This is a genomic window from Halomonas pelophila, assembly GCF_040196315.1.
Classification (GTDB): Bacteria; Pseudomonadota; Gammaproteobacteria; order Pseudomonadales; family Halomonadaceae; genus Halomonas; species Halomonas pelophila.
Genome location: NZ_JBEGCI010000008.1, coordinates 172,939 through 198,783, shown reverse-complemented (window position 1 = coordinate 198,783; position 25,845 = coordinate 172,939). Strand labels below are relative to the sequence as shown.

Here is a 25,845-nt window from a genome sequence, read left to right as displayed (position 1 = left end):
CCTCCAGCAGGCGATAGAGGAGCACCTCGACCAACACGATCATCTGAAGCGTGACCGTCGGTTACTGGCCAGCATCCCCGGGATCGGTCCCTTGCTGTCCACTCGGCTGGTGGCTGCCCTGCGTAGTAGGGCGTTCAAGAGCGCTCGGCAGGCAGCAGCCTTCGTAGGCCTGGTGCCCATGCACCACGCTTCAGGCCACTCGGTCGAGAAGAAACCGCGCCTCACGAAGATGGGTAGCGCCAAACTGCGGCAGCAGCTCTACATGGGGGCTGTGGTGGCCCTACGGCACAACCCGGACATTGAAGTGCAGTACGCGAGATTACGCAGAGCGGGCAAGCCGACGATGACAGCCTTGGGGGCCGCTATGCGCAAATTGGTACATATTGCTTTCGGCGTCTTGAAGTCACAAACCGAATATCGGCCACAACCAACTCAATGAGGTTTGCGGCAGGTCAGGAGAGACGGTATCTCCTCGTCGACTTGCCTTCGCTCTTTCTCCGTTGACGGTATTTCATGCCGAATTGCCTTGTGGGGCGCCTCTCAGGCAAGCTCAGGGCCGAAACGTCCGTGTCGACAGCAGCGAGGGCCCATGGCCAAGGCAGAACACCCCAGCGAGCAGGAAGGCGGCGCCATCCGCCGGCGCAACGAGCAGGCGATCCTGGCGGCCGCGGAGCGGGTCTTCGCCCGGCACGGCTATCGGGGGGCGAGCCTTCAGGCGATCGCCGAGGAGGCGGGCCTGCCGAAGTCCAATGTCCTCTACTACATGGGCAGCAAGCGCGAGCTCTACGTTCGCCTGCTCGAGCGGATGATGGAGCGCTGGAACGTGATGCTCGATGATATCTCCGCGGAGGACGACCCGGCCGAGGTGCTCTCCGCCTTCATCCGCTCCAAGATGCAGATGTCGCGCCGTCACCCCGAGGGCTCGCGGCTCTTCGCCAGCGAGATCCTCGGCGGGGCGCCCTTTCTGCAGGAGTATCTGAGCGGCGAGCTGCGCGACTGGGTGCAGAGCCGCGCCGCGGTGTTTCGCGAGTGGGCCGACCGGGGCCTGATGGACCCGGTCGACCCGGTCTGGCTGATCTTCCTGATCTGGTCCTCGACCCAGCACTACGCCGACTTCGAGGCCCAGGTGCTGGGCATCACCGGCCGTGAGGCGCTCGACGACGACGACCTCGAGCACATCACTGACTTCCTGACTCGGGTGGTGATCAAGGGCTGCGGGGTGAAGCACCCCGCGGCCCGCGGCGAGGAGCCGGTGCCCCTCACTGGGCGGTGAGCAGCATCAGCACCGAGAGCGCCGCGGAGACCCACATCGCCGGCTTGATCTCGCCGATGCGTCCGGTCAGGGCCTTGATCAACACGAAGCTCATGAAGCCGAAGGCGATGCCGAGGGTGATCGAGTAGGTCAGCGGCATCAGGATGATGGCCAGGAAGGCCGGCAGGGCCTGATCGAAGTGGGCCCAGTCGATCTTGGCGATGGGCGCCATCATGAACAGCCCCACCAGCACCAGGGCCGGGGCGGTGGCGACGCCGGGCACCAGCGACAGCAGCGGTGACAGGAACAGGAAGGGCAGGAAGAGCAGGGCGATGACCACGGCCACCAGGCCCGTGCGTCCGCCCTGGGCCACGCCCGCGCCGGATTCGATGAAGGTCTGGGCGGCGCTGGTGCCGAGCGGCGCGGCGATCATCGAGGCGAAGGCATCCACCGTCATCGAACGCTTGAGGTTGCGTGGGTTGCCGTCCTTGTCCTTCAGATCCGCCGACTCCGACAGCGCCATGAAGCAGGAGAGCGCATCGAAGAAGTTGGTGAACAGCATCACGAAGATGAACGGCAGATAGGCCACCTTCAGGGCGCCTAGGATGTCGACCTGCATCACGGCGCCGAAGTCGGGCCAGGCGGCCAGGCCGTTCCAGGCCACCATCACCTCGTCGCCCCACAGCCGGCCCATGGGCGCGGCCATCAGCGTGGTCAGGGCGATGCCCATGATCAGGGCGCCGTTGAAGCGCAGGATCACGAACACCCCGGTGGCCACGAGGCCGAGGAAGAAGGTCGCGAGGCTCGCGTCCATGTGGCCCAGGGTGACCAGGGTGGCGTCGCTGCCGACGATGAAACCGGCGTTCTGCAGGCCGATGAAGGTGATGAAGAGCCCGATGCCGCAGGTGATGGCGTAGCGTAGCGACAGCGGGATGGCCTCGATGATCGCGCGGCGCACGTTGAACATCGCCAGCACGGCGAACATCACCCCGGACCAGAAGACGCAGCCCAGCGCCACCTGCCAGGTCAGGCCGGCGCCCAGCACCAGGGTGTAGGTGAAGAGCGCGTTCATGCCCATGCCCGGCGCCACCAGGATGGGATTACGGGCATAGAGCCCCATGGCCAGGCTGCTCATGAAACTGATCAGTACCGTGGCCGACAGCGCCGCGGTGAAGGGGATGCCGGCGTCCGAGAGCACGGCCGGGTTGACGACGATGATGTACATGCCGGCCAGGAAGGTGGCGATCCCGGCCAGGATCTCGGTCTTCAGCGTCGAGCCGCGGCGGCTGACGCCAAACCAGCGGTCGAGCAGCGGTAGCCCGTCGCTTGGGGATGAGGGCGCGTGAGGGCGCCCATCGGCGCGGGTGGTGGAGGTCTGTGGCATACCGAAACCTATTGTTGTTGTGGTCGGGGGCTTGTAGCTTACAATTCCTGACCTATCGGTCAGGTTGCGAGGATCCAGACTAGTGCCGGATAAGCTCGCCGGCAAGCCGGCCACACGAATCGACTTTCAACGACGCTCGCCCCCGCGTGAGGCCAGAGACCCCGGGGCCTGGGCGAACGAACAGACCAACGTGAACGAACCAACCAGAGTGAATGCATGACGCGCGTTGACGACCCTTCCCTAGCCGCCCTTCCCATCGACGCGCGGCTGGATGAGATCCGGGCTGCCCTGGCCGCCCAGTCGCGGGCGCTGCTGGTCGCCGATCCCGGCGCCGGCAAGACTACCCGGGTGCCGCTGGCGCTGCTGGACGCCGACTGGTGTCGTGGCGGCCGGCTGCTGCTGCTGGAGCCGCGGCGGGTGGCGGCGCGGCTGGCGGCCGGCTTCATGGCCGAATCGCTGGGCGAGCGGGTCGGCGAGACGGTCGGCTACCGGATGCGCGGCGAGAGCCGGGTGGGGCCGACCACCCGCCTCGAGGTGGTCACCCAGGGCGTGCTGACTCGCATGCTTCAGGAGGATCCCATGCTCGAAGGTGTCTCGGGCGTGATCTTCGACGAGTTCCACGAGCGCAGCCTGGAGGCCGACCTGGGGCTCGCCCTGACCCTCGATGCCCAGCAGGGCCTGCGCGACGACCTGCGCCTCTTGGTGATGTCGGCGACCCTGGACGTCGACGCCCTGCTGGGCGTGCTCGGCGAGGCCACGCCGGTGATCGACTGCCCAGGGCGCAGCTTTCCCGTCGAGACCCGCCATCGCCCGCTGCGCCCGCGCGAGGACGCCGCCCGCCAGCAGGCCGCGGCGGTCCTTGAGTCACTGGACGAGGCGCTGGATGAGACGCTCCCGGACAAAGACAAGTCGGGCGACGCCCTGGTGATCCTGCCCGGGGTAGGGGAGATCCGCCGCCTGGCCCGGGAGCTCGGGGCCCGGGCGCCGGGGCTTGCCGTCATGGAGCTGCACGGCCGCCTGCCGCTCGAGGCCCAGCGGCGCGCCCTGCGCCCGGATCCCGACGGCCGCCAACGGGTGGTGCTCGCCACCGCCATCGCCGAATCGAGCGTCACCGTGGACGGCGTGCGCCTGGTGATCGACGCGGGCCAGGAGCGGGTGCCGGTCTTCCAGCCGCGCACCGGACTGACTCGGCTGGAGACGCGCCGCGTCAATCGGGCCAGCGCCGACCAGCGCCGCGGCCGCGCCGGTCGCCAGGGCCCGGGGCGCTGCGTGCGGCTGTGGGCCGAGGAGCAGCCGCTGATCCCCCACGGCGAGCCGGAGATCCGACAGGCGGATCTCTCTCCGCTGGCCTTCGAGCTGGCCCGCTGGGGCATTACCGAGCCGGGCCAGCTTTCCTGGGTGGCGCCGCCGCCCGCCGGGGCACTGGCGGCGGGGCGCGCGCTGCTCGCGCGCCTCGGCGTGCTGGACGACGCCTCTCATCTCACCGCCCTGGGCCGCGCCTGCGTGCGCTGGCCTACCCATCCGCGCCTGGCGGTCATGCTGGAGCGCTCGGCCGAGCTCGAGGCCCGGCCGCTGGCCTGCGCCCTGGTGGCCGCCCTGGAGGGGCGCGACCTCGATCAGGAACGCGACCTGGAGCGGGCGCTGGCCACCCGGCTGGCTGCGCCGAAGGAACATCGCCAGTGGCATCAGGAGGCCCGGCGCCTGGCGCGCATCGCCGGAGTCGAGCTCTCTAAGGCGGGAGGCGGCGCGATCCGCCTGGCGCCGCTGGGCGAGCTCTTGGCGCTGGCCTACCCGGAGCGCATCGGCCAGCGCCTCGAGCCCGGGCGCTTTCGCCTGGCGGGCGGGACGCTGGCGACCCTGCCCGAGGCGCATCCGCTGGCCCATGCGCCCCTGCTGGTGGCCGCCGAGCTCGACGGCGAGGCGAGCGGCGCGCGCATCTTCCGCGCCGTGGCGCTCTCGCCCGAGCGGCTGGAGGCGCTCTACCCGCAGACTCGTGAATGGCGGGCGAGCCTCGAGTGGTCCGACGCCCAGGGCCGGATGCTCGGCGAGCAGGTGAGGGGGCTCGATGCGGTGGTGCTCGAGCGTCGGCCGCTTCACCGCCTGCCGCCGGAGGCCGTGCGTGCTGCACTGCTGGCGGCCCTGCGGCGTCGCGAGCGGCTGCCCTTCGACGACGAGGCCGAGCAGCTGCGCGGTCGGGTGGCGCTGCTGCGCCGACAGCTGAATCGCGACGCGTGCGATGAGGGGGGCAGCGAAGGGCAGGATGCCTGGCCGGACTGGTCGATGTCGGCGCTGCTCGAGACCCTGGAGGCGTGGCTCGGGCCCTATCTGGACGGTGTGAGTCGCCTCGAGGCGGTGGAGAAGCTGCCGCTGGCGCGCATTCTCACCGATTCGCTGGCCTGGCCGCTGCGCGCGCGCCTCGACGAGCTGGCGCCACTGCGCCTGGCGGTGCCCAGCGGCGCGAGCCACCGGCTGGACTACAGGCCGTGCCTGGAGGGCAAGCCCCCGGTGCTGGCGGTCAAGCTGCAGGAGTGCTTCGGCTGGCAGGGCTCGCCGCGCGTGGCCGACGGCCGCGAGCCGGTGCTACTGCACCTGCTCTCGCCGGCGCGTCGGCCGCTGCAGGTCACCGCCGACCTCGCAAGCTTCTGGGCCAATGGCTACCCGGAGGTGCGCCGCGAGATGCGCGGCCGCTACCCCAAGCACCCCTGGCCGGAGGATCCCCTCGCCGCCGAGGCGACGGCGCGAACCAAGCGGCGCAGCTGAACCCGGCACAGCTGAACCCTGCGCAAGCGACTCAGCGGGCCTCGGCGCGCTCATCTTTTTGCTTGTCTTTTTGTGCGTCTTTGCGGGCCGAGGCGCCGCTCTCATGACCGCTCTCATGACCGCGATCATCAAGGGCCTCGCGCCGACGATGCAGGCGGCGCCGCACTCCCTTCTCCAGCTCCACCGAGAGGAAGATCGCTACGGCGACGGCGAGGATCGCCAGCCAGTGGTCGAGCCCTAGGGCGGCGCTGCCGAACACCCGCTGCATGATCGGCAGGTAGGTCCAGCCGAGCTGCAGGACCATCACCAGGGCGATGGCGATCCACACCGGGCGGCTGCCGAAGAGCCCTTGAAGGGAGAAGCTGCTGCGGTGCATGAAGCGGCTGTTGATCAGGTAGGCCGCGCAGCCGGTGACCAGCATGTTGACGGCCGCGGCGCGGGCCAGCTCGATGCTCGTGCCCTGGCCGTTGAAGAGCCACGAGAAAACCCCGAACACCCCGAGCAGCAGCAGCACCGAGACGAACACCACCCGCCACAGCAGGAAGAGGTCGAGCAGCGGGGCGCTCGGGTCGCGAGGGCGTCGGCGCATCAAGTCACTCTCGCCCGGCTCGAAGGCCAGCGCCAGGCCGAGTGTCACCGCGACCACCATGTTGACCCACAGCGCCTGCAGCGGGGTGACCGGCAGCACGCTGCCGGCAAGTACCGCGATCAGGATCGCCAGGCCCTGGGCGCCGTTGGTGGGCAGCAGGAAGGTGATGGTCTTGCGGATGTTGTCGTAGACCTTACGGCCCTCGCGGATGGCGCCGACGATGGTGGCGAAGTTGTCGTCGGCCAGCACCATCTCGGCGGCCTCCTTGGCCGCCTCGGTGCCCTGGATGCCCATGGCCACGCCCACGTCGGCACGCTTGAGCGCCGGGCCGTCGTTGACGCCGTCGCCGGTCATGGCGCAGACGCCGCCGCGGGCCTGCATGGCGGTGACCAGGCGCAGTTTGTGCTCGGGGGAGGCGCGGGCATAGACGTCGACCTCGAGGATGACCTCCTCGAGCTCGGCGTCGGACATCGCCTCGATCTCCCGCCCGGAGAGCGCCCGCTCGGTGTGCAGGAAACCGAGCTGGCGGGCGATGGCCTGGGCAGTGACGGCATGATCGCCGGTCACCATCACCGGGCGGATGCCGGCGGCGAGGCAGTCCTTCACCGCGGCCACGGCCTCGTCCCGGGGCGGGTCCTGCAGCCCCACCAGCCCCAGCAGCACCAGGCCGTCCTCGGCATGCTCGTCGGCCAGCTCATCGACGCCCTCGGCCCGCTTCTCGGCCAGGGCCAGCACGCGAAGTCCCTGGGCCGACAGCGCGTGGAGATGCGCCTGCCACTCGTCGCGGTCCAGCGCGACGTCCCCGTCCGCGGTGCGCACCCGATGGCAGCGCTCCAGCAGGCGGTCCGGGGCGCCCTTGACCAGCAGCCGCGGCTCGCCGTCCATCGCGTGGAGGGTGGCCATGTACTGGCGCTCGGACTCGAAGGGGATGGCGTCATGGCGGTCGTGATGGCCGCGCAGTTCTCCGGCCTCGAGGCCGGCCTTGGCGGCGGCCACCACCAGGGCGCCCTCGGTGGGATCGCCGTGGATGCGCCACCGGCCTTCGTCCCGGGCGAGCTCGGCGTCGTTGCACAGCACGCCAACCTTGAGGAAGTGGCGCAGGGCCGGGGCGTCGTCGAGGTCGAGGGGTTCATCGAGCGCCTCGCCGTCTTGCACCCGGTGGAACGCGCCCTCGGGCGCGAAGCCGGTACCCTCGAGGCGAAACTCGCCCTCGGGCAGGCGGATCGCCCGTGCGGTCATCTCGTTGCGGGTCAGGGTGCCGGTCTTGTCGGAGAAAATGGTCGAGATCGAGCCCAGGGTCTCCACCGCGGGCAGGCGGCGGATGATGGCGTTCTTTCGCGCCATGGCCTGCACCCCTAGCGCCAGGCCGATGGTGACGATCGCCGGCATGCCCTCGGGGATGGCGGCCACGGCCAGCCCCACGGCGGCCATGAACATGTCGCCGAGGGGCTCGCCATGCACCAGCACCCCGAAGGCCGCGGTCAGCATCGCCATCACCGTGATGATCAGTCCCAGGGCGCGTCCGGCGCGGTCGAGCTGGCGCAGCAGCGGCGTTCTGAGCGTCTCGACCCCGCGCAGCAGCTCGGAGATGCGACCGATCTCGGTGCGTTCGCCGGTCGCCACTACCAGCCCCCGGGCGCTGCCCTGGACCACCAGGGTGCCGGCATAGGCCATCGAGCTGCGCTCGGCGAGCTCGCTATCCGCGTTCACCGCGCCGATCGCCTTGTCCACCGGGGTGGACTCCCCGGTCAGCGCCGCCTCCTCGTCGCGCAGCCGCTTGGCCTCGAGCAGGCGCAGGTCAGCGGGCACCCGGTCGCCGCTCTCCAGCAGCACGATGTCGCCTGGCACCAGGGCCTCGGCGTCGACCTCATGGCGTCGACCGTCGCGCAGCACCTGGGCGCGCGGCGAGAGCATGTCGCGGATGCTGTCCAGCGCCTGCTCGGCCTTGCCCTCCTGGATAAAGCCGATCAGCGCGATGATCAGCACCACCCCGGCGATGGCGACGGCGTCCAGACCATGGCCAAGCCCCAGGCTCGCCAGCGCGGCGACCAGCAGGATCAGCATCAGCAGGTTGTTGAACTGGGCCAGCAGGCGCCGCCAGGCGGGCCGCCCCTGGCCCTGCTGAAGCCGGTTCGGCCCGTGTTTCGCCAGGCGGTCGCGGGCGTCATCTTCCGAGAGCCCATCCTGGGCGGCGTCGAGTTCCGCCAGCGCCTCCTCGGGCGAGAGGGCATGCCAGTGGCGGTCGTGGGCGGGGGTGTGACGGGTCATCCCTGTCCTCCTTGCGTCGGCGTGAGGGTTGCTGCCCTGACAGGTGTACCACACTCCATGCTGCAGTGCGGTAATCGTGATCAGTCGCCGGGCTTTCTGGCAGGACGTGCCCGGGGGAGGGATCCGCGTCCCACGAGATGGCACAATGGCGCCCTTTGCCAGGAGACCCGCCATGACCTCCACCACGCCCCCCGATCCGGCCTGCCCCTGCGGCAGCCAAAGGCCCCTGGCCGAGTGCTGCGGCCGCTATCACCAGGGCGAGCCGGCGCCGAGCCCCGAGGCGCTGATGCGCTCGCGCTACAGCGCCTTCGCCCTCGATCTCACCGACTACCTGCGCGAGACCTGGCATACGAGCACGCGCCCGGCGAGCCTGCCTGCCGACGACGCCACCCGCTGGCGGCGCCTGGAGATCCTCGACCACGACGAGCAGGGCGATCACGGCCGGGTGCACTTTCGCGCCACTTTCCAGGAGGGCCGGCGCTGGGGCGTGCTGGAGGAGGCGTCGCGCTTCGTGCGCGAAGGCGTGTGCGAAGAGGCGCGCTGGTACTACCTCGACGGCGAGCCCTCGGTGACCCGGCTCAAGCCCGGCCGCAATGATGCCTGCCCCTGCGGCAGCGGGCGCAAGTTCAAGGCCTGCTGCGGCCTGGGCTGATCGCCATGCCCTTTACGACAGGCGGCGCGCCCGACCGCGCGACTGGCCGCCGGGCGGGGCAGCCCTTACACTGCCCGGTCCAGCGGCCGTCCGCTCACGGCTGATTTCTTCTCTTCTTCCCCTCGGTAGTGATCTCATGGCCCAAGACCTCTCGAAGCGCATCAACAAGTACATTCGCGAGAGCGGGATGTGCTCTCGGCGGGATGCGGACCGTTATATCGAGCAGGGCAACGTCACCATCGACGGCCGGCGCGCCACCACCGGCGACCAGGTCTTCCCGGGCAGCGTGGTCAAGGTCAACGGCCAGGTCGTGGAGCCCCTGGAGGAAGAGGACCTGGTGTTCATCGCGCTCAACAAGCCGGTCGGGATCGTCAGCACCACGGAGTCCAGCGAGAAGGCCAACATCGTCGACTTCGTCAAGCACGGCGCGCGCATCTTCCCCATCGGCCGCCTGGACAAGGATTCCCAGGGCCTGATCTTTCTGACCAACAACGGCGACCTGGTCAATCGCATCCTGCGCGCGAGCAATAACCACGAGAAGGAGTATCTGGTCACCGTCAACAAGCCCATCACCGACGACTTCCTCGCCGGGATGAGCGGCGGCGTGCGGATCCTCGGCGAGACCACCAAGCCGTGTCGGGTGGTCAAGGAGTCGCGGTTCGTGTTCAACATCACCCTGGTGCAGGGGCTGAACCGCCAGATCCGGCGCATGTGCGAGGTGTTCGGCTATGAGGTGGTCAAGCTCGAGCGCATCCGCATCATGAACGTCTCGCTCAAGGGCCTGGCGCTGGGCGACTGGCGTGATCTGACCGAGAGCGAGGTGGCGACGATCCTGGCCCAGACCGAGCATTCGTCCTCCCAGGCCCAGACGCCGGTCAAGGCCAAGAGCAAGCCCCAGGCCAAGCCCAAGACCCCGAGCAAGCACGGCGGCGGCAGGGCGACGCCGGCGAGCCCCGGCAAGGGCGCCAAACGCGGTGCGCCTGGCAAGGCCGGAGCCTCCGCCAAGCGAGGCGCGCCTGCCAAGGGCGCCAAGCCGGCCAAGGGCGGGGCTGCCAAAGCCGCCGCCGGCAAGGCGCCACCCCGTCAGGCCAAGGGCAGCAAGCCGGCGCCCGGTGGGCGCAACGTCAAGAGCAAGGCCGCGTCGAAGCCGTCGCGCGCGACCGGCCAGCGCCAGAAGCCCGGCAACGCGGCGCGCAAGGCGCGGGGCAAGAAGTAACCACCGATCGATCATCGCCAGCGCGCGATCAGTCAGGAGGCAGCATGAACGATGAGCGACTCCAGAGCCCCGCCGCGGCGCGCAATCGCCAGCCGATCCTCGAGGTGCTCAAGGCGGTGCTGCCGGATACGGCGCGAGTGCTGGAGGTGGCCAGCGGCAGCGGCGAGCACGCCGTTCACTTCGCCGGCGCGATGCCGGGCTGGACCTGGCTGCCCAGCGACCCCAACCCCCATGCGCGTCGTTCGATCGAGGCCTGGCGCGCGCACTCGGGCTTGGCCAACCTGCACGCGCCCCTGGCGCTGGACGTGACCACGCTCTGCCCGGCGGAGCAGCTTGATGCCATGGTGGCGATCAACCTGCTGCATATTGCGCCCTGGGCGGTCGGCGAGGCGCTGCTCGACTGCGCCGGGCAACGACTGCCCTCGGGCGGCGTGCTTTTCCTCTACGGTCCCTTCACGCGCGAGGGACGCCATACGGCGCCCAGCAATGCCGCCTTCGATGCCGACCTGCGACAGCGCGACCCACGCTTCGGCATCCGCGACCTGGCAACGGTCGTCGAGGCGGCCGCGGCGCGCGATCTCGTCCTCGAGCGGGTGGTGGAGATGCCCGCCAACAACCTCAGCCTGATCTTTCGCCGGGCCTGACGTTCAGGCGCGGTACGGGCCTAACGTTCAGGCGCTACTCCGGGAGCTCGCCCGGCACCCGATACTGCACGCCCTGTGCCTCGCGCTCCTCACGCGTCGTCGTCTCGTCCTCGGCGGGCACGCCCCACACGGTCTCCCGGCGGCCGTCCTCCCAGGTGTAGGTGGTGCAGCCGGCCAGCAGGCCGAGGGCGAGCACGCCGGCGACCAGGGGTAGCGTTCTAGGCATCGAGGGGTTCTCCTTGACGTGAGGTTTCCCGGCTCTCCTAGCCTGAGAGGCCGAGCAGTATCGGGACGTAGACCACCATCAGCAGCACCGCGATCAGCCCCAGCAGGTAGGGGATGATGGCGCGGGTGATGCGCTCCAGCGGCAGCTGGGTGACTGAGGAGGCCACGTAGAGGTTGATCGCCACCGGCGGCGTGATCATGCCGATGGCCAGCCCCACCACGATGATCAGGCCGAAGTGGATCGGGTCGATGCCGAGCTGGGTGACCAGCGGCAGCAGCACCGGGGTGAGGATGATCAGGGCACTGGCGGTCTCGATGAACACCCCGGTGAGCAGGATCACCGCCACCACCAGCAGCATGATCACGTAGGGATCGGTGGAGATCGACAGCACCGACTGGGCGATGGCGCCGGGCACCTGCCAGCTGGAGAGCGTCCAGCTGAGCACCGCCGAGGTCGCGATCACCAGCATGATCACCGAGGTGGTGATCGCCGAGCGGATCAGGATGCGATAGACGTCGGCGAGGCTCAGGTCGCGATAGACGAACAGTGACACCATCAGCGCGTAGTTGACCGCCACCACCGCGGCTTCGCTGGGCGTGAAGATGCCGGAGAAGATGCCGCCGAGGATGATCACCGGCGTGGCGAGCCCCCAGCTGGCGCTCTTCAGGGTCTGCCAGATGGTTGCCAGCGAGAAGGCCGTGCCGCGCGGGTAGTTGCGCCGGTAGGCCTGGACGATGGCGATGGTGGCCAGGCCGACCCCCATGGCAAGCCCGGGCAAGAAGCCGCTGAGAAAGAGCTTGGAGACCGACTGCTGGGCGATCACCGCATAGATGATCATCGGCACCGAGGGGGGAATCACCACGCCGATGGTGCCGCTGGCGGCGATCAGGCTGGCCGCCGAGGCGGGCTCGTAGCCCTTCTTGCGCAGCTCCGGCACCAGGCTCGAGCCCACGGCGGCGGTGGTCGCGGCCCCCGAGCCGGAGATGGCGGCGAAGAACATGCCGGCGCCCACCGAGACGATCGAGAGCCCGCCCTTGAGGAAGCCGAACAGCGCATCGGCAAAGTCGACCAGCTTCTCGCTGACCTTGCCCTGGGCCATCAGGTCACCGGCCAGGATGAACATGGGCACCGCCACCAGGGCGAAGGAGTTGATGCCCTGGAACATCTGCTGGGTGACCACCATCAGCGGCACGCCCTCGGCCTGCAGGGCCAGCAGGGTGCTGGCGCCGATGGCCAGGGCGACCGGCACGCCGAGCAGCATGAAGACGAAGAACAGCACGAAGAGCAGGGCGGTCATGCCGGAGGCTCCTCGCAGGGGCGGGGCTGGTCGTCACCGCCGGGATCACCGTCCACGTTGCCGGTGACGATCAGGCCGACCAGGTCGACCAAGGCGTACCAGGCCATCAGCGCGGCGCAGAGCGGCATCACGGCATAGACCCAGGTCATGGAGAGGCGAAGCGAGGCCGACTTCTGGAAGCTCTGCACCTGCATGTACTCCCAGCCGATGATCACCAGGGCGATCATGAAGCCGAGCACCACGAGCACGGCGGCGAGGCGGGCGAGCCGCTGGAGCCGGCCGGGCAGGGCATCGACCAGGAAGGTCACGGCGATATGGCGGCCACGCTGGAAGGCCAGCGTGGCGCCGAGGAAGGTGATCCAGACCAGCAGGAAGCGGGCCACCTCCTCGGTCCAGCCCACCGCCTGGAAGAACACTCGCGAGACGATCTGCAGCGTGATCACGCCGATCAGCGCCGCCATGCCTGCAAAGACCACGGGGCGAAGGGCGGCGTCGATGAGGCGCTCGGTGCGGTGCAGGAACGTCAGCGCGGCGGTCAGCACGGACAGGAGCGGACGAGACACTTACTTCAGCGCCTCCTGGATGCGCGGCAGGTAGTCGCCGAACTGCTCGCCGTACTGCTCATAGACCGGCGCCACGGCCTCCTGGAAGGCGGCGATATCCGGCTCCTCGACGATCTGCATGCCGGCCTCGCGCAGCGCCGCCAGCTGGTCGGCTTGCATCTCGGCATTGACGCGCCGCTCGTGCTCGGCGGCTTCCTGGGCGGACTCGGCCAGCACCGCCTGGGCCGCCTCGGGCAGCTGGCTCCAGGCCGGCATGCCCATCACGAAGATCGCCGGGGCATAGGTGTGGCGCGACAGGGTCATGTGCGCCTGGGTCTCGTAGAGCTTGAAGGAGTGAATGACGTTGACCGGGTTCTCCTGGCCGTCGATGGTGCCCTGCTGCATCGCGGTCAGCGCCTCGGTCCAAGCCATGGGGATGGCGTTGGCGCCCAGCTCGCGGAAGGTGTCGACGTAGACCGGGTTCTCCATGACGCGGATGCGCAGGCCGTCGATGTCAGAAGGCGAGGTCACGGCACGCTCGCTGTTGGTCAGGTTGCGAAAGCCGCGCTCGGCATAGGCCAGGCCCTTGAGGTTGACCTCGGCGAGCTTATCGAGGAGTTCCTGGCCGATCGGGCCGTCCAGCACCTCGTAGGCGGCCTCCGGGGAGGGGAAGAGGAAGGGCAGCTCGAACACCGCCATCTCCTCGACGAAGTTGGCCACCGGGCCGTTGGTGATCACGCCCATGTCCACGGCGCCGATCTGCATGGCCTCGAGCAGCGTGCGCTCATCGCCCAGGGTGGCGTTGGGATAGAGCTCGATATCCACCTTGCCCTGGGTGCGCTCCTCCACCAGCGTCTCGAACTTCTCGGCGGCGATATGGAAGCCGTCCTGCTCGTTGACCACGTGGGCCAGGCGCAGGGTGATCGGATCCATGTCGTCGAACTCGGCGGCCTGGGCGCCGACCGTCACGGCCAGCGAGACGGCGAGTGCCAGCGTCGTGCGTGCAAAACCTTTCATTGTCGTTTTTCCTTTTTGTGTCAATTGCTTGCTGAGCATGCCCGAGGCCAGTGCCGAGGGTCAACTGGGCTTCCTTGCCGGCTCACAGCAGCCGGTACATCACATGGGCATCCACTGGACCCAGCTCGGCATGGCGGAAGGCGCGGGGCAGGGTGCCGATGATCTCGAAGCCGTGGTGCTGCCACAGCCGGATGGCGGTCTCGTTGCTGGACACCACCAGGTTGTACTGCATGGCAACGAAGCCCAGCTGCCGCGCCAGGGTCAGGGAGTCCTTGCACATGTCGCCGGCGATGCCCTGACCCCGGGCGTCTTCGGCCACGAGGTAGCCACAGTTGCAGACATGATCGCCGGGACCCGGCTGGTTGGCCTTGAGGGTGTAGGACCCGGTGAGGCGGCCCCCATCGTCCACGGCCACGCGCACCGCGCGGGGCAGCTCGACCCACAGGCGGTGGGCGTCCTGTTCGCTGATGTCGCGTGGCACGGCATAGGTCTCCCCGGCGCGGAACACCGGTTCGAGAATGGCCCAAAGGGAAGCCCAGTCCTCGGGCTGGTAGGGGCGGATACGGATCATTCGGGGGTGGCTCCTTGCCGGGCGGGTATCAATTGGCCTGCTGCTCACGCAGCCAGGCGATCTCCTCGGCCCAGATTGAAGGGTCGATGGTCTCGAGGATCATGGGGATGCCTTCGATGCGCGGGTCGCGCATCAGGGTGGTGAAGGCGGTCAGGCCGATGTTGCCCTGGCCCAGGCTGTGGTGGCGATCCACGCGGCTGCCGAACTCGCTCCTGGCATCGTTTAAGTGCATGCCGCGCAGGTAGTCGAGACCCACCACCCGGTCGAGCTCGTCGAGGGTGGCGGTGCAGGCCGCTTCGGTGCGCAGGTCGTAGCCGGCGGCGAAGGCGTGGCAGGTGTCGATGCAGACCCCGACGCGCGTCTTGTCGTCGACCTGGTCGATGATCTCGGCGAGGTGCTCGAAGCGCCAGCCGAGGTTGCTGCCCTGGCCCGCGGTGTTCTCGATCACCGCGGTGACGCCGTGGGTCTCGGCGAGCACCTGATTGATCGACTCGGCGATGCGGGCGAGGCAGTCGCCCTCGCTGATCTTTCTCAGGTGGCTGCCGGGATGGAAGTTGAGCAGCGAGAGCCCGAGCTGCTCGCAGCGGCGAAATTCCTCGAGGAAGGCGGCACGCGACTTGGCGAGCCCCTCGGCCTCCGGGTGGCCCAGGTTGATCAGGTAGCTGTCATGGGGAAGGATCTGGCCGGGGCCGAAGCCGTGCTCGTCACAGGCCGCACGAAAGGCCGCGATGGTCGCGTCGGCCAGCGGCTTGGCCTTCCACTGCCGCTGGTTCTTGGTGAACAGGGCGAAGGCGTCGGCGCCGATCGCCACGGCCCGCTCGACCGCCTTGTCGACTCCTCCCGCCGCGCCGACATGAGCGCCGAGATAGTTCATGAGTGCTCCCCTCACCGTCTAGATCAGTGATGCATGATGAAGGGGAGTCTACCGCAGCCGCCTTGCCAAGGCATGGCCGATCGCCTGGCGGTAGGCAGGATCAGGCGTGCGGCGCCTCAGTGGCGCCGGGTCGAGCTCTGCCGGCGCGCCTTGGGCCGGTCCGCGGAAGCCTCGTTGGGGGCCGTCCTGGAACCGTCCTCGTGATGGATGATCAGTACGGTCTGCTGGTTGAAGCTGACCTGACGGCCGTAGGCCTCGGCGGCTTTCTTGGTGGCAAAATGCCGGCTGGCGCGCTTGCTGCCGTGACGGTGAACGCTCCATCCCCCCTTGGGATTGGGGGCCACGTGATGCGTCGATGAAGGCATGAAAGTCGTCCCTCCTGGGCGGTAGGGCTACCGAATGGGCACAACCTTCAGTATAGCGCTCCCCGGGGCCGCGAGCGGACGGCCAGATGACTCGCCCGCGTCATGCGCTTGCCGACCCGCGACATCCGCCGGGTGAGGCGCCCGGCGTCGGCGCGGCCTTCCCGTGGGCCCGGCCAGCGGGTCATACGAAGTCGGAATCCTGCGTCCTGACGGTGAGCGATTCTTCCTCCCCGGGGACCGTCACGGCGAACTCGCCACCGCCCAGGTGGGTGACCGCATGACCCTCGCGGGTCCGGAAGGCGGGGAGGCCGCTGCCGGTCGCCCCGGCATGCTGCAGGTCGGAGAGATCGCGGACGCTGACGAACATGTCGATGAAGTATTCGTTACCGGCCTCATCGAAGGCCAGGATGGTTTTCTCGTGATCGGACACGGCGACGCCTCGCGTTGGGATATCTGGCGTTCAGTCTAGCCGCCGAGCGACCCCTGGCGCGAGGGGGTGGGCCCTCGCCCCGTGATCGCCTGCCGCACAGCGGGTATCCTCTTCGCCGTGGACACGCATATCGGTCGCGCGCCCTGTTGTCGAAAGGGGCCGATCGTTCGAAAGGAGTCGCACCTTGCGTCTGGACTACCATGGGCTGCTGCCGGAAGCCGTCGGCTTCCTGCTGCTGCCGCGCTTCTCGATGATGGCCTTCTTCTCGGCCGTGGAACCGCTGCGCATCGCCAACCGCATCGCGGCTCGGCCGTTGTTCGACTGGCAGCTGATCAGCGAGAACGGGGCGCCGGTCACGGCCTCCAACGGCATGACCCTGCTCGCCGATCGCGCCATCGGCGAGGTGCACCACCTGCCGTCACTGGCGGTGTGCAGCGGCTTCGGCCCGGAAGACACCCTGAGCCGCCCGCTGATGGCCTGGCTGCATCGCCTGGACCAGGCCGGCTGCGTGCTCGGCGGCCTCGATACCGGGTGCTTCCTGCTCGCCGAGGCGGGCCTGCTGGAGGGCGAGCGGGTCACGCTGCACTGGGAGAGCCTGCCGGCCTTCCAGGAGCGCTTCCCGGCCATCGAGACCTCCGATGAGCTCTTCGAGCTGGGCAAGCGGCGCTTTTCCTGCGCCGGCGGCACGGCCGCCATGGACATGGTGCTGGAGGTGATCGCCCGCCGCCACGGCTCGCGCCTGGCCATCGATGTCTCGGAGCAGCTGATCCACGAGCGGATCCGCACCCGGCGCGACCTGCAGCGCATGTCGCTGGCTCGGCGCCTCGGGGTGCACCACCGCCGCCTGATCGAGGCGGTCGCACTGATGGAGCGCCACCAGGAGACGCCGCTGTCGCTCGCCGAGGTGGCCAGCCGCAGCGGGGTGTCGCTGCGCCAGCTGCAGCGCCTCTTCGAGCAGCATCTCGATAGCTCTCCCAGGGCGTGGTACCTGAAACTGCGGCTCGAACGCGCCCGTCACCTGCTGGTGGAGACGGACATGGAGGTGCTCTCGGTGGGGCTGGCCTGCGGCTTCACCTCCGGCTCCAGCTTCGCCCGCGCCTTCAAGGCGCACTTCGGCGTCTCGCCGCGGGTGGCGCGCCGCCAGTAGCCGCCGGGTGTCGCCACCAAGCGTCCGCTGCTCTTCCTCGCCGTCGATCTTCCCCTCATGTCGGTCACTCCCCCTCGTCGTGTCAGGAACTCTCGCCGTCGGCGGGGGCGTCCCTTGGCGAGCGCCGATGATCTCCCTTGGGGATCGAGGGGTTGCGTTATGTCTAATATTTGAACAGGTTGTGTATAGTATTCGTATAGCATGATGAATGCATACAAGTGCCATTCACTGAATGAGAGGTTCACCATGAAACGCATCGTGACCACTGCTTCAGCCCTGACACTGATGATGATGTTGTCGGGCGCCGCCCTTGCGGAGCACCACAACGAAGAGATGCCGAACGGCGTCGACTCCGCCAACGAGGTCAGCGAGGCAGCGACCCCCGACGATGGCATGCTGAAAGACGGTGCCGTGGTTGAAGAGGGTGGCGTCGACAGCGCTAACGACGTCGACGTTGATACGCCGGAAGACGCGTCCCTGGACGACGATGAAGTCGCCCCGGACAGCGGCGTGGATACGGCTAGCCAGGAGTAGTCCTCCGGCCAGCCTGCGCTGATCATCACCCCCGGCATCGCCGGGGGTTTTTCGTTTCTATCTCTCAGCGATTTCTCGACCCCGTCTGCGCCCTTGCTCAGCCTTCGCCCGTCACGTATTCGAGCGACTCCAGCGAGTCGGTGCCGGTGACGATCGCCTCCAGCTCGTCGCAGAAGGCGGTGAAGGCGTCGCTGGAGGCGCCCGGCGTGCGGTGCAGTTCGATCTCGACGTAGCCAAGCGCCGGCAGGCCCTCGTCGTCGCCAACGATGCGACAGCCCTCGGGGATGCTGCGCGGCGTCTTCACGGTCACCGCCAGCCCGGCCTGGACCGGCAGGTTGTTGCCGGTGGGCGACTGGCTGGCGTAGCGCACGTCCCAGCGCCGCTCCGAGGCGCCCAGCGCCGCGAAGGCGTGGGCGCGAAAGGTGCAGCCCTCGTGGTTCAGGGCCAGCGGCAGGGTCTCCCAGTCGTCGATCGAACGGCCTTCGGCCACCACCCAGACCATCTGCTCGCGTCCCAGCAGCCGGCCGGTGTGGGTGGGTCCGTGACGCACCACCAGGGCGACGTCCAGCAGCCCCTCCTGGAAGTCGTTGACCAGTGAGCCGCTGATGCCGCACATCACCTCCAGGCGCACCTCGGGGAAGCGTGCGGCGAAGCGCGGCAGCAGCTCGGGCAGGTAGGTGCTGGCCTGTTCCTCCGAGGTGCCCAGGCGAATCAGCTCGCCCTGGCGATCCACGCCCATCACCTGGCGCGCCTCGTCCTGCAGCTTGAGGATATGGCGGGCATAGGGCAGCAGGCGGCCGCCGGGCGTGGTCAGCACCACGCTGCGGCTGGTGCGCTCGAAGAGCATTTCGCCCATCTGCTCCTCGAGACGCTTGATCTGCAGGCTGACCGCCGACTGGGTGCGGTGCAGTACCTTGCCGGCGGCGCTGAAGCCTTCGCACTCGGCCACGGTGACGAAGGCGCGGAGCAGGTCGGTGTCCATGATCTATGAGCCTTTGCAATGCGTTGTATCTTAACCATTCATTTCTATTATTAAACTCGGCTGACTACCCTGTCCAGACGTTATGAATCAGGCAGGAGACTCGCCATGCAAGACGCCCTCATTCAGGAAGACGACGCCTCACTTCACGGCTTGATCGACCTGGAGCGCTACCCGATCCACCACCTCGAGAGCGAGCGCGGCCGCGAGATGATTGCCGAGTGCCGCCGCCAGCTCGGTCACGACGGCTGCGTGGTGCTCAAGGGCTTCGTGCCGGATGAGGCGCTGGCGCGGCTGGAGCGCGAGACCGAGCGTCTCTCGCCGGAGGCGCACTACAACCAGACCGAGACCAATCCCTACAACAGCGCCGGCGATCCCGACCTGCCGGCCAGCCACCCCAAGAACCGCTTCGACGACCGCACCAACGGCTTCGTCGCCGGTGATCGCATCGACGACGACACCATCATCCGTCGGGTCTACCAGCACGACGGCTTCCAGCGCTTCATCGCCAGCGTGGTGGAGCAGGAGGAGATCCACCCCTATGCCGATCCGCTGGCGGGACTGGTCATCAACGTGCTGCGCGAGGGCTGCCAGCACCCCTGGCACTACGACACCAACGAATTCATCGTCACCATGATGACGCGCCAGTCCCACGGCGGCGGTCGCTTCGAGTATGCCCCGGGCATCCGTAGCCCCGAGGGCGAGAACTTCGACGAGGTCGAGAACGTCATCGACGGCGACCATTCGCGGCTCAAGTCGCTGGATCTTCAGCCCGGCGACCTGCAGATCTTCTTCGGCCGCTACTCGCTGCACCGCGTCACCCCGGTGGAGGGCGACAAGGAGCGCCACACGGTGATCTTCGCCTACGCCAAGGAGCCCGGCTTCATCGGCCGCCCGGAGCGCGCCCAGCGCATCTTCGGGCGCATGGCCCCGGTCCACGAGCGCCTGCTCGAGGAGGGCATGGAGCGCAGCGACGCCTTGGCCGACTGAGGCCATCTTCCGTGTCGCCGACAAGCCGGCGGCGACTCCTGTGACGCCCTCGACCCTTTCCAAGAAGAGACCCTGACATGAGCATCGTCGATTTCGAGAAGCTGACCGACCACGAGCCGGACCAGATCCCGGTGATCCCCTCGGCCCCCATGGCCAACGGCGACAGCATCCCCACCGCCTTCGACCCCAGGCAGCTGCGGGCCGGCCGCCTCGAGCGCCTGCGCGCCATGATGGCCGAACAGGGCTATGCCGCAGTGGTGCTGTTCGACCCCTATAACCAGCGCTACGCCACCGGCTCGCGCAACATGTTCGGCTACTTCCTGCGCAACTCCACCCGCTATATCTACGTGCCGCTCGACGGCCCGGTGATCCTTTTCGAATACCCGGGCAGCGCCCACGTCTCGACCTGGCTCGAGACCATCGACGAGGCGCGCACCTCCAAGGTGGTGTGGTCGGCGGTCAACCAGCGCGACAACCTGTCGTCCGACCCCTTCGGCATCGAGATCGCCGAGCTGATGGAGGAGCACGGCCGCGGCAACAGGAAGATCGGCCTGGATCGCTGCGCCCTGAACCTGGCGCGCTCGCTGGAGGCGCAGGGGCTCGAGGTCTACGACTGCATGCAGGACACCCTGCACTGCCGGCGCATCAAGACCCCGGAAGAGATCGCCTGCCTCGCCCAGTCCATGGCCGGCGCCGAGGCCGCCGTGGCCGAGGTGGAAGCCGCCATCAAGCCCGGCGTCACCGAGAACGACCTCTTCGCCACCCTGTACGGCAACATCATCAGGCAGGGCGGCGAGTTCATCGAGACGCGCCTGCTCTCCTCGGGTCCGCGCACCAACCCCTGGTTCAACGAGGCGAGCGACCGGGTGATCCGCCCCGGCGAGCTGGTCGCGCTGGACACCGACACCATCGGCTGCCACGGCTACTACTCCGACTTCTCGCGCACCTTCCACGTCGGCCCGGGCAAGCCGAGCGCCTACCAGAAGAGCCTCTACCGCATGGCCTATGACCAGGTGCACCACAACATGGGCATCCTCAAGCCCGGCATGAGCTATCGCGAGATCGCCGAGAGCGCCTGGAAGATCCCCGAGCGCTTCCTCGACCGCCGTTACCCGTCGATCATCCATGGCGTGGGCATGCACGGCGAGACGCCGCTGGTCGCTCACCACATGGACTTCGACCGCTTCTCCAAGGACGGCATCCTCGAGCCCGGCATGGTGGTCTCCGTGGAGAGCTACATCGGCGAGGTCGGCGCCGCCGACGGCGTCAAGCTGGAGGAGGAGGTGCTGGTCACCGACACCGGCATCGAGAAGCTCTCGCGCTACCCCTTCGACGAGGCCCTGCTCGACCGGGAGGTCTGAGACGACTTCCTCGATATCAGCTCCGGCAGGGTAGGGCCTCCGGAGGCAACCCGACTCCAGGGCGCTGTGAACCCGTCCATGGGCGCTACTTTTGACGTCCATGGTCAAAAGACCCTTTCGTCGTCTTGCCCCCGGGCCCCTTCCTTCGGACCTCTGAGAGCACAGCATCAGCGGGCGGTGTGATCGCCCGACGTTCCGATTGATAAAGAGAGACCCCATGACAGACGTGAACCACTGGATCGCCGGCGACCGCGTGGCCGGCGAGCGCAGGATCGACGTGTTCAACCCGGCGACCGGCGAGGCGATCCGCCGCGTCGCCCTGGGCGATGCGGCCACCGTGAAGCGCGCCATCGCCGCCGCCCGCGAGGCGCTGCCGGCCTGGCGCGACCTGCCGCCCGCCAAGCGTGCCCAGGTGATGTTCCGCTTCAAGATGCTGCTCGAGCGCGAAGCCGACGAGATCTGCCGCCTGGTCGCCGAGGAGCACGGCAAGGTACTCGAGGACGCCATGGGCGAGCTCAAGCGCGGCATCGAGAACGTCGAGTACGCCTGCGGCGTACCGGAGCTGCTCAAGGGCGAGTACTCCCACAACGCCGGCCCCGGCATCGATACCTGGTCCAACCACCAGCCGCTGGGTATCGTCGCCGGCATCACGCCGTTCAACTTCCCGGCCATGGTGCCGCTGTGGATGTACCCCATGGCGATCGCCTGCGGCAACGCCTTCATCCTGAAGCCCTCCGAGCAGGTGCCCTCGGCCGCCATCAAGATGGCCGAGCTGCTCGACGAGGCGGGCTTGCCGCGGGGCATCTTCAACGTGGTGCACGGCGACCGCAAGGCCGTGGAGGCGCTGATCGACGCCCCCGACGTGCGCGCGCTCTCCTTCGTCGGCTCCACCCCGGTGGCCAAGTCCATCTATCGCCGCGGCGCCGAGAACGGCAAGCGCGTGCAGGCCCTCGGCGGCGCCAAGAACCACGCCGTGGTGCTGCCGGATGCGGATCTGGACAACGCCGCCAGCACGCTGATCGGCGCCGCCTTCGGAAGCGCCGGCGAGCGCTGCATGGCGATCTCCGTGGCCGTCTGCGTCGGCGACGACACCGCCGATGCCCTGGTCGACCGGCTCGCCAGCGAGGCCCGCACCCTCAAGATCGGCCCGGGCACCGAGAAGGGCCTCGACATGGGCGCGCTGGTCAACGCCGCCCATCGCGACAAGGTCGCCGGCTACATCGAGCAGGGCGCCTCCGCCGGCGCTGAACTCGTGGTCGACGGCCGTACCCACCCGCTGGTCGAGCAGTCGCCGGGCTACTTCCTCGGTGCCACCCTGTTCGACCGGGTGACCCCGGAGATGGGCATCTACCGCGACGAGATCTTCGGTCCGGTGCTCTGCGTGGTGCGCGTGGACACCTATGAGGAGGCTATCGCGCTGATCAACGCCCACCAGTACGGCAACGGCACCTGCGTGTTCACTCGCGACGGCGAGGCCGCACGCCGCTTCGCCGATGCCATCGAGGTCGGCATGGTCGGCATCAACGTGCCGCTGCCGGTGCCGGTGGCCTTCCACAGCTTCGGCGGCTGGAAGGAATCGTTGTTCGGCGATCTGCACGCCTACGGCCCCGACGCGGTGCGCTTCTATACCCGCCGCAAGGCCGTCTCCCAGCGCTGGCCCGAGCGCAGCGCCCAGGAGAGCGCGCAGTTCAGCTTCCCCTCCTGAACGCGCTGATTGGCCGAGAGCGGCCCAGCACCATGCCCGCCCCGGCAAGCCGGGGCGGGCGTTTTCGTGCGCCATCACCGGACCTGACTTGTGCCGCCTAGCCAGGCCAACCACCCTGAAGGCGTGATATATCAGGCCACGGTGAGGGAGCAGGCCGCATGAATCCCAGAATCAGCATGATCACCCTCGGCGTCAGCGATCTGGCGCGCTCGATCCGCTTCTACGAGCAGGGCCTGGGCCTGCCGCGCATGGACTCGCCCCCGGAAGTGGCCTTCTTTCCTCTCAACGGCAGCTGGCTGGGCCTGTATGGCCGCGAGGCGCTCGCCGAGGACGCCGGCGTGCCGGCCGAAGGAAGCGGCTTTCGCGGGGTTGCCCTGGCCCATAACCTCGGCTCCGAAGCGGAGGTCGATGCAGTCATCGCCCAGGCGGTGGCCGGGGGTGCCGCTCTGGTCAAGCCCGCGCAGCCGGTCTTCTGGGGCGGCTATTCCGGCTACTTCGCCGACCCCGACGGTCACCTGTGGGAGGTGGCCTTCAACCCCTTCTGCTGGATCGGGCCGAGTGATGGTCTCTCTTAGGCCCATCGCCCGCGGGCCTTTCACCTGATAAACCAAGTGCCATGTAAATCGATGCGAAAGCACGCTAGATTAGGTAGCACTTAAGCATTGATCCCCCAGGGAAGGGGGCGTGATCCACCCCAGGTCACGGCTGCCAGGAAGGTGGTGCCAGCCAAGGCATTGCCCGGCGGTAGCGTGGGGCGGCATTTATCGGCACAACATTTGTAGGGTTGTTGTCTGGTTTCGACCCAAAGCTGCCCTGCCGGAAAAGGCAGCGTGTGCGTTCATCCGTATTATGCCGCACGCACGATAATCTGTGTTAGCTGCTAGGAGAGAACATGACTGATTACATCTACAACTCGCGTGGCGCTGCCGTTGGGTTTATTCGCGGCAAGTACATTCATGACATGCACGGTCACGCCGTTGGTCAGCTTAACGGCACTCATGTTCACAAGCTGTCTGGCAGCTACGTGGGCGAGCTTCACAAGGACATGGTCGTCAACAAGCACCTTGGCAATTACGGAAATATTGGAAATCCGGGCAATCCCGGCAATCCAGGAAGCCCGGGCAACCCGGGAAATCGTGGCTCCGTGAACTACGGATACCCGGATGTTTTTGATGAGCTTCTGAAGTAATGGTGAGCGCAGCTAACCAGGCGCTGCAGCCGACCGCTTACTCGCTGCGCTCGCAAGCGTCGGCTGAGCTTCGGCGTTAGCTTCTTGGGGGTGTCATCGTGCAAGTTTGTAAGTTGTGTAGATCAGGTACAGATATAAAAAAATCGCATGCAATTGCAGATTCTGTATTTAAGAGGATATTCAGAGTCAACTCTGGAAAGGCAATTGCATTTTCTAGGGATGAAGAGGATGTTTATTATAGTAGCGATAGCTGGTGGGATAATCAGCTTTGCGGAGAATGCGAGGACCGTTTGAATGAAAAATATGAAAGGTACTCTCTCCAGGTTTTAAGGGCCCAGAAGGGGGTGTTCAATAGGTCAGAGCATAGACTGATTTTTTCAGACGTAAATTTGCATAAATTAAACATGTTTTTATTGTCGATATTTTGGCGTGCTGCCAACTCAGGGCATGTCGCATATAAAAATGTGGTTATCCTTGATGGGGATAACGAATATTTAAGAGAGGCATTGCTAAGTGATAGGCAGGTCCCGATCTCAAGGATTTCAGTAAAAATTGAAAGACTTATAGATAAAACTCGCGAGGGTGGCTTTAGCTTGAAGCAACTGAAAGATATTGTTATATCGCCATTTTGTAGAATTTATGGGGCGGATAAAACAAAACATATATCGGTGTGCTTTGTATTTGAGGGGTTCTTTGTTCAGGTATTCGTGCCGGGATTAAAGCTAAAGCAAAGGGCGGCTGCAGGGGTGATACATAAGTCTCAAAGATTTTTGTCGGTTCCATATCTACACTTGTTTGATATTGAAGAGGTTGTGGAGCTAATGGTAGATGGCTATTGCAAGCATGCGGAGGGTAAGTCAAATATAAAAATCTAGAATCGGGTCGAGTTGAGCCATTTAAGCTGAATTTTGCTTGTGCCTAATGCCAAAATCTTCGCTTTGCTGAAATGATCTGCTTGCTCTAATCATTAGGATTTTTCGAAAGTGCGTAAGGAGGGGGTGAGGTTTGAAAAAAATTGAAATTCTTTCAGGAGACATTGACGCGGGAAAATGGGAAATAGATGACGACGGCATTAAGAAAGGCAAATACGTCGTTAAGTTTGTATTGTTCCATGAGTTCGTTTCCCTTGAGAAGGTAGAGGAGGCGGGCAGAAAGATCCACATAACTGCCTCCCTTGGCTCCGGCCAAAAATTTAACGCTGTGATGAGCCGATCTGCATACAATACTCTCTATACAAATTTTGTCAGGAAAGGGAATAAGCCAACAGGCACAGCGCTTCCACTCAGTAAATTTTCAATGTTGGAGGTATCGATTCTTGCGGTAGTCGTTATATTTGTCGGTGCCACTGCAGTGTCTTCTATGTTTGGAGAAGACCAGGGAGGCTCTGGAGAGCCCGCAAACGGCTTGGGTCAAAGAGTAAGTAAAAACCAGGCTTACGATATGGAGAAACTGCCTGAAAAAGACAAGGTTGTTCTCTGTAAAAAATATATAGGCTATATCTTCTCTCGGCCCACTGATATTATCAGTCATGACAGGACAGATGATGCTGGTCTTATTTACGTCAGTTACATAAGGCAGAATGACAACACTCTCTGGAAAAATGTCTGTGACGTCAATTCGAGAGATATTGTCTGGGCTGGATGGATGAAAGGTGCTGGAGAATGGGGTCGTTGGCGTGAGGAAGATCGCTCACAACTTGTTTACAATTCTGATGAGAATGCAGTTGAGTTTACTGTACCAATGTATGAAGAAAAGTTGGTCGTTCCGCTTAGCCAGTAGGTATATTTAAACCCCTCACTCGCTGTCTTTATCTACATGGCATAGTCAGGGAGGTCGGCCCCGAGCGGTGGTGT

At 66.4% G+C, this 25,845-nt stretch carries 26 protein-coding genes; 15 read left to right on the top strand and 11 right to left on the bottom strand.

The window, feature by feature from the left end; genetic code table 11:
- A partial coding sequence (locus ABE957_RS11050; protein ID WP_349758747.1) for a transposase occupies positions 1-439 on the top strand: 439 nt, incomplete at its 5' end.
- A gap of 150 nt (positions 440-589) precedes the next feature.
- A complete protein-coding gene (locus ABE957_RS11045; protein WP_349758746.1) occupies positions 590-1,273 on the top strand; it encodes a TetR/AcrR family transcriptional regulator in 684 nt (227 codons plus the stop codon).
- Here ABE957_RS11045 and ABE957_RS11040 read toward each other — a convergent pair.
- Positions 1,260-2,636 carry an NCS2 family permease gene (locus tag ABE957_RS11040; RefSeq protein ID WP_349758745.1) on the bottom strand — a complete coding sequence of 459 codons (1,377 nt, stop codon included), beginning with the start codon at positions 2,634-2,636 and terminating at the stop codon, positions 1,260-1,262. The two genes, ABE957_RS11045 and ABE957_RS11040, sit on opposite strands and share 14 nt — an antisense overlap.
- A 216-nt stretch (positions 2,637-2,852) precedes the next feature.
- On the opposite strand from ABE957_RS11040, the gene hrpB reads away from it, so the two are divergent.
- Positions 2,853-5,396 (top strand): ATP-dependent helicase HrpB, encoded by a 2,544-nt coding sequence (gene hrpB / locus ABE957_RS11035; RefSeq protein WP_349758744.1) that lies wholly within the window; start codon positions 2,853-2,855, stop codon positions 5,394-5,396.
- Positions 5,397-5,427: 31 nt separating this feature from the next.
- On the opposite strand, the gene ABE957_RS11030 is transcribed toward hrpB, so the two are convergent.
- The gene (locus ABE957_RS11030) at positions 5,428-8,253 is read right to left on the bottom strand and encodes an HAD-IC family P-type ATPase (RefSeq protein ID WP_349758743.1); all 2,826 of its coding nucleotides are present in this window, start codon (positions 8,251-8,253) and stop codon (positions 5,428-5,430) included.
- A gap of 172 nt (positions 8,254-8,425) precedes the next feature.
- Between ABE957_RS11030 and ABE957_RS11025 the strand changes: the two genes are divergently transcribed.
- From ABE957_RS11025 to ABE957_RS11015, 3 genes are all read left to right on the top strand, one after another.
- Positions 8,426-8,905, top strand: a complete 480-nt coding sequence (locus ABE957_RS11025) for a YchJ family protein (protein ID WP_349758742.1) — start codon at positions 8,426-8,428, stop codon at positions 8,903-8,905.
- 136 nt (positions 8,906-9,041) lie between these two features.
- Positions 9,042-10,121: a 23S rRNA pseudouridine(2604) synthase RluF gene (gene rluF / locus ABE957_RS11020; RefSeq protein ID WP_349758741.1), complete on the top strand. Its 1,080-nt coding sequence runs from the start codon at positions 9,042-9,044 to the stop codon at positions 10,119-10,121.
- Positions 10,122-10,165: 44 nt separating this feature from the next.
- Positions 10,166-10,765: a DUF938 domain-containing protein gene (locus ABE957_RS11015; RefSeq protein ID WP_349758740.1), complete on the top strand. Its 600-nt coding sequence runs from the start codon at positions 10,166-10,168 to the stop codon at positions 10,763-10,765.
- A gap of 34 nt (positions 10,766-10,799) precedes the next feature.
- On the opposite strand, the gene ABE957_RS11010 is transcribed toward ABE957_RS11015, so the two are convergent.
- The 8 genes from ABE957_RS11010 to ABE957_RS10975 all read right to left on the bottom strand — a co-directional run bounded on the left by ABE957_RS11010 (position 10,800) and on the right by ABE957_RS10975 (position 16,087).
- A complete protein-coding gene (locus ABE957_RS11010) occupies positions 10,800-10,991 on the bottom strand; it encodes a YgdI/YgdR family lipoprotein (RefSeq protein ID WP_349758739.1) in 192 nt (63 codons plus the stop codon).
- A 37-nt stretch (positions 10,992-11,028) separates the two neighbouring features.
- The gene (locus ABE957_RS11005) at positions 11,029-12,288 is read right to left on the bottom strand and encodes a TRAP transporter large permease (RefSeq protein WP_349758738.1); all 1,260 of its coding nucleotides are present in this window, start codon (positions 12,286-12,288) and stop codon (positions 11,029-11,031) included.
- Positions 12,285-12,851, bottom strand: coding sequence for a TRAP transporter small permease (locus ABE957_RS11000; protein WP_349758737.1), 567 nt, complete (start codon positions 12,849-12,851; stop codon positions 12,285-12,287). Before ABE957_RS11000 ends, ABE957_RS11005 begins: the two co-directional genes overlap by 4 nt.
- On the bottom strand, positions 12,852-13,847 hold the full coding sequence (locus tag ABE957_RS10995; protein ID WP_349758736.1) for a TRAP transporter substrate-binding protein: 996 nt from the start codon (positions 13,845-13,847) through the stop codon (positions 12,852-12,854).
- 82 nt (positions 13,848-13,929) lie between these two features.
- On the bottom strand, positions 13,930-14,418 hold the full coding sequence (locus tag ABE957_RS10990; protein ID WP_349758735.1) for a GNAT family N-acetyltransferase: 489 nt from the start codon (positions 14,416-14,418) through the stop codon (positions 13,930-13,932).
- A gap of 28 nt (positions 14,419-14,446) precedes the next feature.
- Positions 14,447-15,292, bottom strand: a complete 846-nt coding sequence (gene nfo, locus ABE957_RS10985) for a deoxyribonuclease IV (protein ID WP_349758734.1) — start codon at positions 15,290-15,292, stop codon at positions 14,447-14,449.
- A 116-nt stretch (positions 15,293-15,408) separates the two neighbouring features.
- Positions 15,409-15,657 carry a DUF2188 domain-containing protein gene (locus tag ABE957_RS10980; RefSeq protein ID WP_349758733.1) on the bottom strand — a complete coding sequence of 83 codons (249 nt, stop codon included), beginning with the start codon at positions 15,655-15,657 and terminating at the stop codon, positions 15,409-15,411.
- Positions 15,658-15,838: 181 nt separating this feature from the next.
- Positions 15,839-16,087, bottom strand: coding sequence for a hypothetical protein (locus ABE957_RS10975; RefSeq protein WP_349758732.1), 249 nt, complete (start codon positions 16,085-16,087; stop codon positions 15,839-15,841).
- Between the two features lie 184 nt (positions 16,088-16,271).
- Here ABE957_RS10975 and ABE957_RS10970 point away from each other — a divergent pair, with 184 nt between their 5' ends.
- Both ABE957_RS10970 and ABE957_RS10965 read left to right on the top strand, forming a co-directional pair.
- Positions 16,272-17,234, top strand: coding sequence for a GlxA family transcriptional regulator (locus ABE957_RS10970; RefSeq protein WP_349758731.1), 963 nt, complete (start codon positions 16,272-16,274; stop codon positions 17,232-17,234).
- A 246-nt stretch (positions 17,235-17,480) separates the two neighbouring features.
- Positions 17,481-17,768, top strand: coding sequence for a hypothetical protein (locus ABE957_RS10965; protein WP_349758730.1), 288 nt, complete (start codon positions 17,481-17,483; stop codon positions 17,766-17,768).
- A gap of 97 nt (positions 17,769-17,865) precedes the next feature.
- Here the strand turns inward: ABE957_RS10965 and ABE957_RS10960 are convergent, their stop codons facing one another.
- Positions 17,866-18,750, bottom strand: a complete 885-nt coding sequence (locus ABE957_RS10960; protein WP_349758729.1) for a LysR family transcriptional regulator — start codon at positions 18,748-18,750, stop codon at positions 17,866-17,868.
- Positions 18,751-18,855: 105 nt separating this feature from the next.
- On the opposite strand from ABE957_RS10960, the gene ABE957_RS10955 reads away from it, so the two are divergent.
- The 7 genes from ABE957_RS10955 to ABE957_RS10925 all read left to right on the top strand — a co-directional run bounded on the left by ABE957_RS10955 (position 18,856) and on the right by ABE957_RS10925 (position 25,771).
- Positions 18,856-19,737, top strand: a complete 882-nt coding sequence (locus ABE957_RS10955; RefSeq protein WP_349758728.1) for a HalD/BesD family halogenase — start codon at positions 18,856-18,858, stop codon at positions 19,735-19,737.
- 77 nt (positions 19,738-19,814) lie between these two features.
- A complete protein-coding gene (locus ABE957_RS10950) occupies positions 19,815-21,098 on the top strand; it encodes a M24 family metallopeptidase (protein ID WP_349758727.1) in 1,284 nt (427 codons plus the stop codon).
- A 217-nt stretch (positions 21,099-21,315) separates the two neighbouring features.
- On the top strand, positions 21,316-22,803 hold the full coding sequence (locus ABE957_RS10945) for a CoA-acylating methylmalonate-semialdehyde dehydrogenase (protein WP_349758726.1): 1,488 nt from the start codon (positions 21,316-21,318) through the stop codon (positions 22,801-22,803).
- 158 nt (positions 22,804-22,961) lie between these two features.
- Complete coding sequence (locus ABE957_RS10940) at positions 22,962-23,378, top strand: VOC family protein (protein ID WP_349758725.1); 417 nt, start codon at positions 22,962-22,964, stop codon at positions 23,376-23,378.
- Positions 23,379-23,695: 317 nt separating this feature from the next.
- On the top strand, positions 23,696-23,992 hold the full coding sequence (locus ABE957_RS10935; protein ID WP_349758724.1) for a 4-fold beta flower protein: 297 nt from the start codon (positions 23,696-23,698) through the stop codon (positions 23,990-23,992).
- Positions 23,993-24,090: 98 nt separating this feature from the next.
- Positions 24,091-24,867: a hypothetical protein gene (locus ABE957_RS10930; protein WP_349758723.1), complete on the top strand. Its 777-nt coding sequence runs from the start codon at positions 24,091-24,093 to the stop codon at positions 24,865-24,867.
- Positions 24,868-24,997: 130 nt separating this feature from the next.
- Positions 24,998-25,771: a hypothetical protein gene (locus tag ABE957_RS10925; protein ID WP_349758722.1), complete on the top strand. Its 774-nt coding sequence runs from the start codon at positions 24,998-25,000 to the stop codon at positions 25,769-25,771.
- The last annotated feature ends 74 nt before the right edge of the window (positions 25,772-25,845 follow it).